Origin of the sequence: Hyphomicrobium sp. 2TAF46, assembly GCF_052114865.1 — a bacterium.
Lineage (GTDB): Bacteria > Pseudomonadota > Alphaproteobacteria > Rhizobiales > Hyphomicrobiaceae > Hyphomicrobium_B.
This window is the reverse complement of the sequence record NZ_JBFRFO010000001.1, coordinates 229,975-245,157: the sequence shown is the minus strand read 5'-3', so window position 1 is coordinate 245,157 and position 15,183 is coordinate 229,975. Positions and strand designations below refer to the sequence as shown.

The following is a 15,183-nucleotide window of genomic DNA, read 5'->3' as shown; positions in this document are numbered from 1 at the left end:
CCGTTCGACCTTTTCTGGAGCGGTCCGACTGCCTTTCGTGATCCTTGCCCGAGCCCTCTTCGATCGCGCATGGTGAATTGGGCAGACCACCGAATTAGGAGGGGCATCAATGGGAGAGATGCCCGATTTCTGGAGCCAAGTTCGCGGTGCAACGTTGAGCGAACGCAGCTGCGAGAAAGCCAGGATGACCAAAGGCCGAGCGCCGGATATCTTTTAGCGTTGGCAGGATGTGCCCGCACTCGTTTCTTCGCGTCGTCGCCGCGACGCATTTCGAATTGGAGGAGTTTTCATGCTGGGTAAAGTGTTGATTGTCGCCGGTGCATTAAGCGCGTTGGTCATATCCGCTGGTCCGATCGTGGCGAAAGAGAAAGTCAAGAAAACAACGGGCAAGCCACATATCTATTCGCAAGTGGAATGCACGGGCATGAAAAAAATGCACTGGGATGATGCAACGCAGACGTGCCAGAAAAACAAGTGACGTCGGCACTAAGCCTAATAAAGCAATCTGCTGCGTAAGCGTCCTTTCATCGCTCATATGGCGCCGACACTGGCCAAGGCCCCGGCTGTGCACCATGTTGCGCGCGTATGTGCAATCTCTATTCTCAAACCCGAAACGTCGAACCGATCCGGCGGCTCTTTCACGTCTTCGCGTCGCGCACGATCGCGATCGAGTCACAGCCTGCCGTCTTTCCCGGCTGCAACGGCAGCGTGATCCGCAAGGCCTAAGACGGAGAGCAGGAGCTGGTTAGGATGAGCTGTGGTTTCGTGCTGCTCCAGCCTGAAAGGGCTGCGCGATCGGCCGGGCGGCGCTGCAGCATCCCGCGAAAATGTGCTGTTCTGCTTAGTGTGGCTTGATCTCTCCTTCGAAGCGCAACAACATAGCGGCAAGTTCATCCCGGATACGAGGTGGCACGTCCTCCACCCTCGCTAAATAACGGATCTCATCCAGCAATTCGGCGATTCCTGCGGCATCCATCGCCGCCCTCGCTTCGCGCCGATATGATTGCCAGACCGGCTTACCTTCAATGATCGTGTCGGTCGATTTGCCGTTTACTTGGCAAAGAGCACGGCAAATTCGTTCCAGAACTGGAGATTCGTTTTGGGTCATGACCAGAACCTCGCAGGTGCATCGTGCATCAGATGGTCATTATACTTCCCAACTACGCATTTAATCCCTTACATATTCGTAGAGAAGCTAAATTCTCCCGAGCTGCCCAACATCTCATTCACGCTAGGCGGTTGACGACATCCACCACGGGATCCAATCCCGCGGGTGGGCCGTTGAAGAGGATGAAGGGCGGTAGGTCGAATATCAAATCTCTACGCACTTACTTGGCGCCGCGAAACGATCGGAGGTGCAAAATGTCCTACATTCAGACAACGAACACGACGTGCCGCACGTGCAGCGGGACGGGTTTTGTCTTTCGTGGCCGCACGCTGCGGCATGAAATCGTCAGCAGGCGGGACGGCATCACCATGAGGGAAGTCACGACATCGCGGCTGCGGGACCTTTGTCCTGAATGCCTCGGCTCTGGCGTAACTCTTCCGCGCCACGTACAGCGCACGCCATGGGCGTTAGCGTTTCAGATTGTCGGTTCCAAGTGAAGACCGCGCAGCAGTCAATGCAATCGCTGTGGCTGAACCCACGCTGATTGAGGGACGAGGCAAACATCTTCATAAGTCCGAAGAGACATCTTCACGTTATCTGGTCCGTCCTGTCTTTCACCTTGCCACCCGTCACTGGTAGTAGGGATCAAGCTCTTTGCCCGGTGATGACCTAGGAAACCCCGTGCCGATCCAAATTTGTCTTGAACCAAGTCTCACAGCAGAAGAGTTCCGTAACGTCCTCGTCTCTTCGACCCTAGCCGAAAGGCGTCCGGCAAATGACCTGGCACGATTGGAAGCAATGCTGCTGCGCGCTGACGTGATTGTCACCGCGAGGGATAGCGGAAAGCTCATAGGTGTGTCCCGCGCAATAACCGACTTTGCGTACTGCTGCTATCTATCTGACCTCGCCGTTGACGTTGCGTATCAGAGGCAGGGGATCGGGAAGCGTCTAATAGAGGAAACACACAAGGCAGCGGGAGAGCTGACGACGCTTATCCTTCTCGCAGCTCCGGCAGCGGAAACGTACTATCCTCGAATTGGCATGAAGCATATGCCGAGCTGTTGGGCTATTCCCCGTCAGAAGTAAGAGGTCTGAAGTGACCTCTGGCCGCGAGTTCCCGCCGAATGGTCATCGCGAATTTGCGGTAGAAGTCACGCCATGGAGCGGGCGTCGGATCTCTTCTGCTTTTTCGGTGACTTTTACAATTCCGTATTTCTCGCGCCACGGTTCGATCATCCTCCGCACTTAGCGTCGCGCCCAAAATGGGGCGACATGCGGTGCACCTTGCTTACTTTGATGACGTTCCTCGCTCTCCTTGCCAAGGTCGGCGCGGCTGCCATTGTAGTGTTCTTCACCCTGTTCGGCCTTATCCCGTGGCTCATCGCGAAAATCTTGAGGTGGTGACCCGTACGTTCCTCTGAGCGCCCTGCTGGTGCGCCTCACCGAAGCTCGAACAAGAATCTTATTCGGACGAGCCCATTTCATGAGGGTCTTGGGGATTATTTGTTTGCTCGTAGCTGCTATGCTCAGCTGCGTTGCGGGAATTTATGCCGCCACGAATGAGACCCTTGGTTTGGCTCTAGCGTTGGGCGTATGCGTTGCGCTTCTCATTGGTGTGAAGTTGGTGGCCGATAAGCGCTAAGTGCGAGCCCCGCGCCTGATCGCCTTCATGGCCATCGGGTGCTCAGAAACCCTTCCGGGCCGATGCCCACACATTGCTTGTTGCTATCAACAATGCGGTAGCCTTGAGCGCCGAATTTAGTCGCCATCTTAGGCAGATGAGTATCGGCCTGATCCATAGCCTCTTCAGGCGTCGATCCAAGCGCTAGCTCCGTATAGATCGTTGGTGGTTGACCGGCTGGCGCCGACAGATATTCGATAAGGTACATCGTTTCTCTCCCCTTTTTTTCTCAAACATAACACGGAGATCGTCACTCGACATGCGCCGAAAATTTTTTGCGATGCGGATCGGATGTCTCTCGGACGACCACACATTCTCCACGAAGATGGGGTAGCGGGTGTTCGTGAAAAGTGGATCAAAGCTGCCTGCGCAGGGACGTTCGAGGGGACATCATCATGGGACGCATTCTTCATGGCGCGCTTGCGGCTAGCGCCTTCCTGACTATCGCCGCACCCGCCCATGCCGGTGGTGGCGACTTCGCCGCTGGTGTTTTCGGCGGCCTTGCTGCTGGAGCCATCATCGGTTCCGCAGGACGGCCCTATTACGATCCCCCGCCGCCACCGCCAGACTACTATTACGAAGGCCCGCGTTACGGCGGACCTTATTGCCACTGGGAACGCGGTCGCCGCTACTGGGACGATTACGAGGGCGTCTGGCGGTATCAGCGCGTCAGGGTCTGCGACTAGCGCAGAAGAGGAAAGGGTGTCAGACGCTGGAGAACGACGCAGTGCTCGCGCAGAGTGGGAGTTCCTTTTGTTATCGGTTGGCCGGCGGCCAATCGGAGCGCATCAACTCCATCAGCACTTCGTCGGACCTGCCATCGCGGGAAAATCGGGACAGCTGATAACGGCCGCATTCGCGAAAGCCGCATCCGCGATAAAGCTCAATCGCGGATTGATTTGCGGCCGTGACCGAAAGATGTAGCGTGAAGAGATCCAACGACTGGAACGCCCAATCGATCGCCATCCGTGTGGCTCGCAGCCCGTGACCCTGTCGTCGATATTTCGGTTCGGCAATCGCTAGCCGCAATATTCCGACGCGATGGCGCGACTGTACATAAAGCCCCGTATAACCGATTGGGATGAGGCTTTCGTTCTCTCTCGCGCAGACCAACCAGGTGCTGCGACGTGTTCGACGCACGAATTCCTCGGGCGTCTGGTCGTAGTAGGGCAGAGGAAGAAATTCCCAGTCGCCCATGACGCCGATAAGCTCCTGGTCTGCGAACCAGCGTTCGAACAGCTTCGGCGTGTCATCATTGAACGGGCAAAGGGCCGTCGTGCCATCGACGAAGCTCGGATGAAGCGGCGCTAATGGCGCAACCGCAGAGGCCATTGTTCTCGGCCAATCGAAATTGATCATATGCGTCATGCTCAAACCGCCACTACCGAATGATTGCCGGAGTTGAATTACTCCGCAGGGATCACGTGCCTCAAACGCTTTTGTGACCATTGCGCGCGCAAGCGCGCCCATATGCGGTGAAGAAGCTCTCGATAGCGCAGGTGCCGAGGGAGATGATCTCCGTGAAGTTTGCGGTAAAGCGCGAGCAACTCTACTTGCTGGTGCTCCTGTGCTCTGGTGCTCTCTCGCAACTTCGCTTTCATCTCCGTCATTTTCTTGAGCTTGCCATGGATGCCTTGCAGCTCGGCCCACATGGGGTCAACATCATTCGCGAGCTGCTCCAAATAGGGCGCGAAGGAATCGTCAGCGACGTGCGCTGCCGGCGTTGCCTGCGCAGCCTCGCGATAAATGGCTTCGAGCCTATCGACGGCGACGTCGATCGTGCATTCAACGCGGACCTTTGCCGTGACCCGCTCCAAATCTGAGGGCGAATACCTGTCGATTTGCTTCTGCAGCCACTGCTCGTTGATTTGGCTAGACGACATAAAATAGCGCGGTCCGAAATTCGAGAAGGCCCATTCGTCGAATGTGCCGGCCGTTACGAGCGCGCCGGCTTGTCCCGGAATGATAGGTATGACTGCGCAGCCTGTTGCCATCGCCTCCAACGCGCATTTGCCGATGGCGAAGACGAGATCATATTGCTGAAGGAAGACCTCGGGGCGCGGACGGTGGCTTTTGTAAGCGTGCCCGATTTTGTCGAGCTTGATGCCAAGAGCCGCGCACGCGGCCTCCAGTTGAAGAAGCTCGGACTCAGGTAGACGCGATCCGCCGAACAGCAGTGCGTTGCGAATTTGCGCCGGCGCCCGGCGCACTTCGGAGAAACGCGTCGTATTGACGAAATTCGGAATGAACGTAACGCGCTCGGGCGCCAGTCCGAGTTCAGCTTGAGCGCGAAGCACCATCCACTCGCACATCATCACATATCTGCCGATCCTGCTATGGACGGGGGGCCTTTCGACCCACGGCTGCGTGCCATGGCAATAGTAGATTGCCGACGATGTCGGGAAGCGCGCAATCGCGGCCATTGCAGGCAAGTGGTGCTGGCCGTGGATCAAGTCAGGTGTCCACGGGGCGTCGCGGAGTTCGCGCAGAACCTTTATGCCGCTCGGCAGAAGCAGCTTGGCGACATCGCCGATCTTCGGGCTGTACACCGCGATCTCGTGGCCGCGAGCGGCCAAAGCCTTTGCCACTTCAACAGTCACCATCTCCGAGCCAGCGACATTGCTCAGCTCGCGCTGCGTCATCAGGATGCGCATGCGACCTCCCTGTGCGATGAGAAAGTGCGCTCCGGCGGGCTAGCAACGACGAGGCTCGACGTGGAGGCAGTGGTCAAATAGCCAATTCCGAAATCGAGCCGCCGACTGTCTTTCGAGGCGAGATACGCGCGCGCGAGGCTCGATTGGTCATATCGAGAGAAGACAGGGATGTCAGACGCAAATTGGCCATGAAGACCAGCGCTCCAACGCCACTTCTTCAGCAAATCATAGGGAACGCCGCTTGGATCCTGAACCAATATCGACGCGTGATCCCTGATCACTTGCCGCAACCTCTCAAACGGCGGCTCATGCAGCAGATAGCTCGCGCTCTTCACGAACACGGCCAGACCTTTGGTTGCCAAGAGACGGCGATGCAGGCTGTTGCTCTCATTCCAATGAAAGTCACGCAAATCCTGCCGGAAGTAGTGCAAGCGTCGAGGATCGTCTGGCGCGCCGAACTCAATGCATAGGCCTTCTGCTCCGTCGTCGATGAGCTCGACCGAGAGCAACGGCAATCCGCAACGGGCAATCTGCGTCAGAAGCAAAGGCAATACGCTGCGCACGTCAGTCGCCGCCAAACTGCGGTGAAGGTCCTTCGTGATGAAGTAAGAAAAGGAAAGATAATGGCGCATCGCCTCAAGGGTGGCGCCGAGTTCAAACGCGGGCGACAACTCGTCAAGCGGCCAAAGCGAACAAGGCTCGAAGCCGACGAGGATATACTCGCGGGCATTCGGAAAGAGGTAATAGGGAAAGCAAAAATCGGGACCGCCGAAGGGATAGAACACCGTCTCCCGGTGATGGCGTTCGCCGAAGTTGTTTTCAGCCCAGGTTTTAAAGGGCAATCCGAACGTCCGGAGAAAGGTGTCGAATTGATCGTCCAGTCCCCGTGCCGTCCTTTGCCATTTCTTTCCGCGGCCATATAGCCTCGCGTGCTGGCGCGCCGTGGGGCCCGACAATGCGAACGTCAAATCCCGCAAGCGAGTTTGGCAGGCGCTATTCCGGTTGGTGAAGGCCGGGGTCTCTTGGGATTGATCAGTCCGAAACAAGTGAGGCTCCGCTGGTTGAATCGGGGATGCCGAGACTAAAAGTCAAAAGCTGGCTGGCATCGCTCCAAATTTGATCCATGGTGCTGTTCAGCGCGATAATCACGCGTCGCATTTGTCTGAACGAACCGGACGCGACGAGACAGTTGCCCGATGCCCGGGTAAAGCCCGTTTTCATGCCGTCGCAGGCCGGCATCGTGCGCAGCAAGCGATTGGTATTGTTCAGGCGCACCGATGATCCGTCGCCGTGAATCAAATTGCAGGCCCGTGTGGCGACGATGGCTCGCAGGTCGGGGATGTCGTCGATCGTTCTAGCGAGGACAGCAACATCTTCGGCGGTAGAAAACTGCCCGTCGTGGGGAAGACCGCCGGGATTGCAAAACCGGCTTCTATTCATTCCTAACTCTTTCGCGCGCACGTTCATCGCATCGACGAAAGCTTGGACCTTCCCGGAATGGTCACGAGCCAAGGCGCTCGCAGCATCGTTGGCGCTACCGATCAGCATTGCAGAAAGCAAGCTCTGGCGAGAATAGGTGTCTCCGGGGCGGAGACCAGCTGTCACGGGTAGACATTGCGCATCTGCCGGCAGATCTTCCGGCAATACTTCGATGCGTTCGTTCAACGATCCCCTTTCAACGACAAGGAGGGCCGTCAGCAACTTTTGAATGCTGGCGATGGGACGACTGACGGTGGGATTTTTTGCGAAGAGAACGGCGCCACTTCTTGGCTCGATAACGATGACCCGTTCGGCTGCGATCGACAACGCCGCGTAATTTGTCGCCGGAGACTTCGAAAGTCTCAGAGATGGCCTAGTCGGCATTCGGCTTACAAATGGCCCCGCAACGGCAACATCGAGATTCGGAATCCCACTCTCGCTTTCCCTCGCCATTCCGGACGTAAATCCTTATTCCCCGCTCAAACTCCTATTGCTTACTGGCGATTCGATTTCCGACGAAGTCGACCGCCTGATTTACTTGTGCACCATCTGTTCAAAACAATATTTGGTCTTGCGTGAGCTATGCTTAATCTCGCGAAAAACGTCAGGTATTCATCGCCGAGCATCGGGAAATCGATCGACCGCAACAAACACGAGGTGAAGTCGGCGCCACGCTTTGGCGACCTTCAGTCACAGAGTTTGGACTGTCACCGGACCGCATTGTTTTTCTGATTTTGTTGTTTCAGGATTGGTGCAAGCGCATCGTAAAGTAACGCTTTATCAAACTAAGAGATGCTGGGTCGAACCCAGCCGCAACGAGGGACGAAGCGAATTTCCAAGGGAGGCAGAAAGCGCGGGCGGCCACCGATCGAACATTTTGGTGAAAGGCGAAGGAGCACCCCATGGTTCGACAGTTTCCACCGCTCGTTGAGCGGATCAGCCGGGCACTCTGCCAAGCGAATGGCAACCCGACCGATACCAGGGTCAAAGGCAAGCCCATGTGGCAGACCTATCGCCGCGACGCTCAAGCGGCCATCGACGGTTCCGGTGTTGATGAGTTGGTGCACACTGTGCGCAGCCTCATAGAGGAGAAGCGCGTGTCTCCCCTGGTGCGGGCAGAACTTGCCGAAGCGTTGATGCGCTTTGAAGGAGAAAGCGAATCCATCTCAGCGGTCCACGAGCAGCAGTACAGCGACTTCATGCGATGGTAACGGCTTTGGGGCCGAGCCATATCTGTACCTTTGCCGGGTGCGACGGCTCGTGAAGGCTGTCGTGCCCGACGCTCATCAGTTCATCGACTAGTGCGATGAATTTGATCTCAGGATGAAAACGTTGTTCTCCCGTCTTATGCTTCAAAGGCACGGAGACGCTGATGGAACGGACAAACGACGGAAGGAAACGAGAAGAGGCCGGAGAACTTCTCCGGCCAAGTTGGGTTCTCGGGTCAAACTGGGAGGAACCATTAGGACCGTAGGTAGGATACGTGCATTGCGCACTGTAGGGAACAATTATTGCGCCAGAATAATCTCATTTTATGCAGTCCATAAGTAGGTCTGGGGGCTGCGGAAAGTGTGAGGGATAGCGGTAATTGCTTTCAGAGCCGGAGAAGTGCGCGAGCAGATAGACGCCGATCACGTACGGTCGCTTTTGAAAACGACATCAACGGCAAGGTGGGCGAACAGCCTATCTCTACGGTCCTGACCGCCGCCGCAAATCCAGGAAGACGGGTCAGAATCTCCAATTGAAATTTCCTCTAACGGACTGGTCGGAGACGTTGGAGCCGAACTGGCCACCATAGGAGACGCTGAGCGCGGCGTCGGGTGACAGTGCATAGTCGAGCCCGGCTTCGACCGCCGCCACATCTTGTGCGATCGGAACGCCTCCGATCGTGAAGGTGTCGCCGCCACCCGCGAACTGCATGATCGAAAGCGGCGTCATGTCACCGAAGGCATGACGCCAGCCGAGCGCGCCTCTGGCGGTGAGGTTTGCACTGTTGAGAACGAAGGTGGTCGATGCGCGCAGGCCGAGCGTCGAGACGGTTGCGTCCGTGTCAGCTGCTGCACTCCTCAGTGCCGCCGCGCCACCTGTCTCGCGGAAGCTGTCTGTGTGCAAGTTTACATAGGCGAGGTTGGCGAAAGGCTCGAAGCCGATGTTGCCTGCGCGCACGTCATAGGCCAGTTCGCCAAAAGCCTGCGCAGTGCCAGCATTGTAGTCGCCCTTCAGACTATCGGCGAAGCCCGGAAAGATGACGGCGCGGTTAGTCGAGATGTCGTGCCACGTATAGGCTGTGCCGGCGCGGAAGGCGAGTTGGCCCCATTGCGTGCCGCCATAGAGGCCAAGGTGGTAGTTGTCGCTGCTGCCTGAAGAGCTGCGGTCGTGAACATTGAAGTTCATATGGCTGTAGCCGGCCAGCGCGCCGAGGCGCCAGCTGTCGAAGACAAGCCCGTCGCCGCCGACGAATAGGCCGCCGGTCGAGCGGTTGAGACGCGCGGCGTTGCCGTCGCCATCGATATGTCCCCACGATCCGAAACCGCGGCCCCAGACCGTGCCGGAGGCCGAGCGGAGGCGGTCTATCGCAGCCTCGCGCACGAAACGGCTGTCCTCGATTAGCGCCGTCTTCGCCGAGGCATGCACCTCGCCCGAGAGTTGATCGAAGGCATTCCGCGCCTCGGGCTCGGAGAGATTCAAGACGGCGTCGTAGACTGGATTTCCGAGACCGAGACTTTCAGCTCCGCCAGCGGCAGCAATCTGGTTCGGCGTCTGCCCAATCTGCTGGAATGCGACGGAGCTGCGCGTGACGTCGAGAAATACATTGTTGGCGTCGTAATCGAGTGACAGGTCGAGGAAGGGCGCATTATAGACGAGATGGTCGTAGGTGCCGCTGCGCCCGTCGGCGGCGGTTAGGATCGTATAACGCTGGCCGACCGTATAGAGACCGATAGCAGGCAGAACATTGACTGTCGCGCCGCTTTGGATCGTCGCCGTGCCAGTGATGTTGAGAAGATCCGTTGCAGGCGTATTGTTGATCTCGGCCCGCAATGTCGATCCGGTCGACTGCGTGTAGTTGCCGGTGATTGTCAGCGTGCCGATGGAGTTGCCCGGCGCGAGGATGCCATTGTTGATGACGTTGCCGACGATGTTCCCCGTGCCGCCCAGCGTGCCGCCGCTCTGCACCGTGAGCATAGGGCTATTGAGCGTGCCGTTGACACTGAGAATGCCGCTCTGAACGATGGTGCCGCTGCTGAACGTGCCGGTCCCGGTGATGCTCCATTCGGAGCCTTGCATGGTGAGCGTCTCGAACGACAGGAACTTGGCGATCGATTCGGTGCCGCTGCCTTGCAGCACAAGATTGTCCGTGCCGGTGCCGCCCTGGACGTTCCCGTTGAGGACTGAACCGGTTTGCAGATTAAGCGTGTGTGCGGCCGCGCCCGAGAACACGATGGCGCGCCCTGCGCCGGTCGAGCCGATGGTGCTGCTGTTGGTCACGGTCGCGGCATTCGAGATCAGCATGCCGTCAACACCGGACCGGATGGTTCCAGTGTTGATGAAGGTGCCGCCTCCGGCGGCTTCGACGGCAGGGCCGCGTACCGAAGTGATGGAGCCGTTGTTGGTGAATGTTAGCGGTGTGGATGCGCTGGCATACACGCCATTGTAACCGCCACTTATGACGCCTGTTGCATTGTTGGTGACGGTTGCCGGGCCCCCCTGCACAAGGATGCCGGTCGAGAAGCCGGTGGTGCGGTCGGCGTGAATTTCACCGCTGTTGATGACGGTGCGAGAGGTGCCTTGTCCGACTGATACGGCATTGCCAGATCCGGTCGTGGAAATGAGGCCACCCTGATAGTTGGTGACCGTGCCGCCGAGCCACATCGTGACGCCTTCGACGGCGCCGGTGATGGTGCCGTAGTTGTCCAGATAGCCGGGACCGCCCGCCGGCGGAAAACCTATCTCCTTGTGGCCGAATGTGATTGCCGTCCCCGAACCATTGACGGTTGCGCCGCTCGAATTGACGAAGGTGCCACCCTCATTCAGCTTGACGGAATTGCCACCATTCACGGCTCCGTCGTTGGTGACGGTCCATGCCTGCGTGGTGGCGATGATGCCGTTCGAGACGGTGACGCCTGGCCAAATCCGAGCTGTGGTACCGACGTATGTGTCGAGGTCGACGCTGGCCATGTTGGAGGTAATTTCCACGTCGGCGGCCTGGGCGGCGGTTGTTGCCGCGAGGACAATCGCTGAACCAAAGGACAGAAGATATCGCCGCCACCGTGTGACATCGAAGTTTTCGGCCAGTCTAACGCGGACAAGATTGCGTGCGGACGCGTCACAGCGCGCAACCCACTCCTTAACAAGCATTTCGCGGTGTCCCCAAAGCTCTATTGTGCGATCCCTGAATCGCCTTTAGCCAAGCGGCCTTGATTCGTATCCCGGCCAACTGGAGGGGATGCTTGCGACGCGCGCTCATTCTTCGCCCCATAGGACCAACTGCGCGAGCGCCTGAGCACGCGTACGGACGCCAAGCTTTTGACGCGCGTGCTCGAGATGATACTTGACGGTCGTGCGCGCGATGCCGAGTTCTTCGCCTATGGCGCGGTCGGACTTGCCTGCTCCAACTTTGCGAAGACACTCGAGCTCACGAGGGGTCAGCAGGTCACGCGGTCCTCGTTCGGGAACGACCTGAAGCAATGCGCGTGCGCGGGCGTGGGCGAAGAGCGCGAAGAATTGCAGCCGCGCGCGCACGACTGGTGTCAGAAGTTGCGACGAACCGGTCATTGTTACGAACGCCAGTTGTCCCCCAGGGCCGTGGATCGGGATGGACAGTCCGTCTGTCCAGCCGAATTCACCCATAGCCTCCCAAAACACGTTCTCTTTCGGCGAGAGCTGCCGGCCAGCCATTGCGGTCCGCCAGCTGTAGGGACCTGACTTTCGCCGTGCCTCTGAAATGGTGAAGTCATCGAGCGCGAAATTTCTTTGGGTGTAGAGGGTGGCCCACGTCTCCGGCCAATTGCGAAAGTAGAACTTGAACCTGTCGCCATTCCCCCCGGCCGACTGGAACGCGCCGCAGGCCGAAACCGAGTAGCCGTAAGCGGCAATGCAACGAGAAAAGACATCGGCGAGATTGCCAATGTCGTGGCACCCCTCGATGGTATCGACGAACTCCCAGCCCCCAAAGTCGAAGCCTTCGTTGCAATCTCGACTATTGCTCAAAGCGCCGTTCTGCCCCTACTTGCGCAATCGAAGGTCTCCAGCTCGTCGTGAGGCGGGCGCATTGAGCCCGTGTCGCACGCGCTACGAATCTGGAGCTATCTCGTTGTGATCTATCGCTTTTTGGGTGGAATGCTGCCCGGGCATATACGGGCGGATGCGGGCGAAACAGGACGGCGGCGTGGCTGAGGAGCGGAAACGGCGGCTGGAAAGCTGGAAGGAGATCGCAGCGTTCTTCAATCGCGATGAGCGTACCGTCAGGCGGTGGGAGCGCCAGCGGGGGCTTCCCATTCACCGCGTCCCAGGTGGCGAACGCAACCTAGTCTACGCATACCAGCTCGAACTGGAGCGCTGGCTCGAAGGGAAACCGCTCAACGCGGAAGAAGGCGAGGCAGACAAGCCGCAGCCGGCACTCGTGGTGGCGGAATCGCCAGCTCAACAACCGGGATTGGATACAGTCCTTCCGGGTTCGGCACTTCTGAAGTTCGGTCGCCTGCCGATTATGGGCGTCATTATTCTGTCATTGATGGTGATTGGCCTGGCCGCGTTCGGCGCATTCGAACGGCCCTCATCGTTGCCATCCTGGCCAGCTGGCCTCTGGCGATCCAGCAAGACTCCGTACGCGCCATCGCCGCAAGTGCGCGATCTCTATTTGGCCGGAGTCTACAATCTTGGAACGCGGCAGACCAACGGTCTAACCCGTGCAATCCAATATTTCACGGAAGCGACTATTCGCGATCCGAACTATGCCGCCGCTTATGTGAAACTTGCCGACGCCTACAACACGATCAGCCAATATACCCTGATGCCGGCAGAGGAGGCCTACCCCCGCGCCAAGGCCGCTGCCGAGCGGGCGATCGCGCTTGATCCCAATCTGGCCGATGGTTATGCCGCGCTCGCCTTCACGGAATTTTACTGGTCACGCAATTTCAGCCATTCTCAGCAGCTTTTCGAACGTGCGATTGCGCTCGATCCGCTCTCTGCCCAGGCCCGGCACTGGTATGCATTGACTCTGATGCAAGGCGGACGGTTCGAGATCCCGTTGCGTGAAATCGCCAAAGCTCAGGAGCTTCAGCCGGAATCGCGGGCCATTCTCGCCAACAAGGCTCTCATTCTGTTTCATGCGGGGCGGCCCGCCGAAGCAATCATCATTCTGCGTCAGCTTGCCGATGCCGAGCCGAATCTTCGTTCGCCGCCCGAATATCTCGCAACAATTTATCTCAGTGAGCAGCGCTATCAGGACTTTTTACGTGAATACCGGACAGCGGCAGTCCTCGCAAAAAATGCGGCTCGCATTGCAATTGCGGATGCGGCGGAGGATGGATTTCGTCAGAACGGCGCGAGGGGGCTCCTTGAGTCCATGCTGGTGGAGCAAAAACGTCAGTATGCCCTTGGCCATGAACCAGCCTACAAGCTCGCCGGAACGGCGGCGCTTTTGAATGATACGCAAGCTGCCCTGCAATATCTTGAGGACGCCATTCAGCAGGACGAGCCGGATGTTCTGGGTATTCTGATTGATCCGGCCTTCAGATCGCTCCATGGTGCCGAGAGGTATCGTCACTGCATCAAGCGCGTAGGGCTTACACCGCTGGAATAAGATACCCGGTATTCTGATAACTTCCCCGAAGCGAGCTGGTGCTTTACCATTGTCGTCGGTGAATACACCAGTGCATGCGCAAGTGTTGGGGAAGCTTGGAAGTTCGATGTCGCGTCCGATTGCATTTGATGCGACACATGTCGTTTCACGTTTGGTTGTCGAACGGCCCTCTGGGATCGATAAAGTCGATCTCTTGTATCTTGAACATTTTGCGCGCGACCGCTGTTCAACAGCGGTTCATTACGGTCTGACGGCGCCGCGGTTCCATGATGCAAAAACGCTGCCTCAACTGAGCGCACTTGCGACGGCGGACCGCTGGAGCGGCGGCGAACTCGCAAACGATCAGGTATTTGCGAAGGTTTTGTCGGCGGTCGCTGGCATCGGCGCCGCGCATGTTCCTGCAAACGAAAAGCGAGCGGATCGACAGGTTGCCAATCGATGGCGACGTCGCGCCACGCAGATTGCCTGGCGGCTCTCGCGTGGCCGGAGCACATTGCCGGAAGGGGCGATCTATCTCAATGTGGCGCAGCACGTCTTCGAGAGCCATCGCTTCTTTAGGTGGCTTGATCATCGGAGCGATGTCGTCCCCGTCTTTATGGTCCACGATCTGCTGCCGCTCGACTATCCGGAATTCTTTCGACCCGGGTACAAAGCGCGTTTCGAGCGGCGGTTCGCTACCATTTCTCGCTACGCACGAGCGTTAATCGTCGCAAGCGCTTCAGTCGCCGACCGCGTTCGACATGAGTATAGAAAGCGGGGCCTCACTCCAGTGCCGATCTGGGTTGCGCCGCTACCGTCTCCTCTGAACGCCAATAGGAAAGAGCAACAGTTCGACGCCGAGTTAGTACGGCAACCCTATTTCATCATGGTAGGTACGATTGAGCCGCGGAAAAATCATCTGCTTGTCTTGAATTCCTGGCGGCGGATGGTCGAGGATAATGCCCAGCCTCCCAAGCTTGTCATTGTTGGAGGGCGAGGATGGGAAAACGAGCAGGTGCTCGACGTGCTCGATCGCAGCGTCCTTGTTCGACCTCATGTCATCGAAGTGGCGGGGATCACGGACGTTGGTCTGGCGACACTGCTTAGAAATGCGCGTGCGGCACTTGTGCCGTCGTTTGCGGAAGGCTACGGGCTCCCTGTTGTCGAAGCACTAAGTCTCGGAACGCCGGTCCTGGCCTCCAACATTGCGGTGTTTAAGGAAGTCGGACAGGATCGATGTCAGTACCTGCATCCCCTTTATGGGCCGGGTTGGAGGCAAGCGATCCTTGATCTCTGCAACGAGAACCACCCTCGCGCAGTCCAAGCACGGGCCGCGGCTCAATCGTTTCGTGCGCCAAATTGGACCTCATATTTTGAGGGGGTCGACGAATTTTTGCGCACGCTTTAAATATTTACTGGGGACTAGCGTGGAACAGCGATGAATTTTGGATCGATTTGGCTATAGCCGCTGCTAAACTCG

General features: G+C 57.9%; 15 protein-coding genes. 7 read left to right on the top strand and 8 right to left on the bottom strand.

Annotated features, from left to right (window positions below; all coding sequences use genetic code 11):
* The first annotated feature begins 289 nt into the window (after positions 1-289).
* A complete protein-coding gene (locus tag AB4Z24_RS01115; protein ID WP_441705232.1) occupies positions 290-478 on the top strand; it encodes a hypothetical protein in 189 nt (62 codons plus the stop codon).
* 363 nt (positions 479-841) lie between these two features.
* On the opposite strand, the gene AB4Z24_RS01110 is transcribed toward AB4Z24_RS01115, so the two are convergent.
* Positions 842-1,108 carry a hypothetical protein gene (locus AB4Z24_RS01110; RefSeq protein WP_441705231.1) on the bottom strand — a complete coding sequence of 89 codons (267 nt, stop codon included), beginning with the start codon at positions 1,106-1,108 and terminating at the stop codon, positions 842-844.
* Positions 1,109-1,789: 681 nt separating this feature from the next.
* On the opposite strand from AB4Z24_RS01110, the gene AB4Z24_RS01105 reads away from it, so the two are divergent.
* Both AB4Z24_RS01105 and AB4Z24_RS01100 read left to right on the top strand, forming a co-directional pair.
* The gene (locus AB4Z24_RS01105) at positions 1,790-2,194 is read left to right on the top strand and encodes a GNAT family N-acetyltransferase (protein ID WP_441705229.1); all 405 of its coding nucleotides are present in this window, start codon (positions 1,790-1,792) and stop codon (positions 2,192-2,194) included.
* A gap of 72 nt (positions 2,195-2,266) precedes the next feature.
* Positions 2,267-2,512, top strand: coding sequence for a hypothetical protein (locus AB4Z24_RS01100; protein WP_441705227.1), 246 nt, complete (start codon positions 2,267-2,269; stop codon positions 2,510-2,512).
* 263 nt (positions 2,513-2,775) lie between these two features.
* Here AB4Z24_RS01100 and AB4Z24_RS01095 read toward each other — a convergent pair whose 3' ends face one another.
* The gene (locus tag AB4Z24_RS01095; RefSeq protein WP_441705225.1) at positions 2,776-2,997 is read right to left on the bottom strand and encodes a hypothetical protein; all 222 of its coding nucleotides are present in this window, start codon (positions 2,995-2,997) and stop codon (positions 2,776-2,778) included.
* A gap of 187 nt (positions 2,998-3,184) precedes the next feature.
* Here AB4Z24_RS01095 and AB4Z24_RS01090 point away from each other — a divergent pair, with 187 nt between their 5' ends.
* A complete protein-coding gene (locus AB4Z24_RS01090) occupies positions 3,185-3,475 on the top strand; it encodes a hypothetical protein (RefSeq protein ID WP_441705223.1) in 291 nt (96 codons plus the stop codon).
* A 70-nt stretch (positions 3,476-3,545) separates the two neighbouring features.
* Here AB4Z24_RS01090 and AB4Z24_RS01085 read toward each other — a convergent pair whose 3' ends face one another.
* From AB4Z24_RS01085 to AB4Z24_RS01070, 4 genes are all read right to left on the bottom strand, one after another.
* Entirely contained in the window at positions 3,546-4,157 is a 612-nt protein-coding gene (locus tag AB4Z24_RS01085) for a GNAT family N-acetyltransferase (protein ID WP_441705221.1), read from the bottom strand.
* A 38-nt stretch (positions 4,158-4,195) separates the two neighbouring features.
* A complete protein-coding gene (locus tag AB4Z24_RS01080; RefSeq protein ID WP_441705220.1) occupies positions 4,196-5,443 on the bottom strand; it encodes a glycosyltransferase in 1,248 nt (415 codons plus the stop codon).
* The gene (locus AB4Z24_RS01075) at positions 5,431-6,285 is read right to left on the bottom strand and encodes a hypothetical protein (RefSeq protein ID WP_441705219.1); all 855 of its coding nucleotides are present in this window, start codon (positions 6,283-6,285) and stop codon (positions 5,431-5,433) included. Before AB4Z24_RS01075 ends, AB4Z24_RS01080 begins: the two co-directional genes overlap by 13 nt.
* Before the next feature lie 190 nt (positions 6,286-6,475).
* The gene (locus tag AB4Z24_RS01070) at positions 6,476-7,249 is read right to left on the bottom strand and encodes a D-alanyl-D-alanine carboxypeptidase family protein (protein WP_441705217.1); all 774 of its coding nucleotides are present in this window, start codon (positions 7,247-7,249) and stop codon (positions 6,476-6,478) included.
* A 575-nt stretch (positions 7,250-7,824) separates the two neighbouring features.
* Here AB4Z24_RS01070 and AB4Z24_RS01065 point away from each other — a divergent pair.
* On the top strand, positions 7,825-8,133 hold the full coding sequence (locus AB4Z24_RS01065; protein ID WP_441705215.1) for a hypothetical protein: 309 nt from the start codon (positions 7,825-7,827) through the stop codon (positions 8,131-8,133).
* A gap of 517 nt (positions 8,134-8,650) precedes the next feature.
* Here the strand turns inward: AB4Z24_RS01065 and AB4Z24_RS01060 are convergent.
* Positions 8,651-11,278, bottom strand: a complete 2,628-nt coding sequence (locus AB4Z24_RS01060; protein ID WP_441705214.1) for an autotransporter outer membrane beta-barrel domain-containing protein — start codon at positions 11,276-11,278, stop codon at positions 8,651-8,653.
* Positions 11,279-11,383: 105 nt separating this feature from the next.
* Complete coding sequence (locus tag AB4Z24_RS01055) at positions 11,384-12,130, bottom strand: helix-turn-helix transcriptional regulator (RefSeq protein WP_441705212.1); 747 nt, start codon at positions 12,128-12,130, stop codon at positions 11,384-11,386.
* Between the two features lie 154 nt (positions 12,131-12,284).
* On the opposite strand from AB4Z24_RS01055, the gene AB4Z24_RS01050 reads away from it, so the two are divergent.
* Together AB4Z24_RS01050 and AB4Z24_RS01045 are read left to right on the top strand one after the other, a co-directional pair.
* On the top strand, positions 12,285-13,724 hold the full coding sequence (locus AB4Z24_RS01050; RefSeq protein ID WP_441705210.1) for a TPR end-of-group domain-containing protein: 1,440 nt from the start codon (positions 12,285-12,287) through the stop codon (positions 13,722-13,724).
* A 106-nt stretch (positions 13,725-13,830) separates the two neighbouring features.
* The gene (locus AB4Z24_RS01045; RefSeq protein ID WP_441705208.1) at positions 13,831-15,111 is read left to right on the top strand and encodes a glycosyltransferase family 4 protein; all 1,281 of its coding nucleotides are present in this window, start codon (positions 13,831-13,833) and stop codon (positions 15,109-15,111) included.
* Positions 15,112-15,183: the final 72 nt, after the last annotated feature.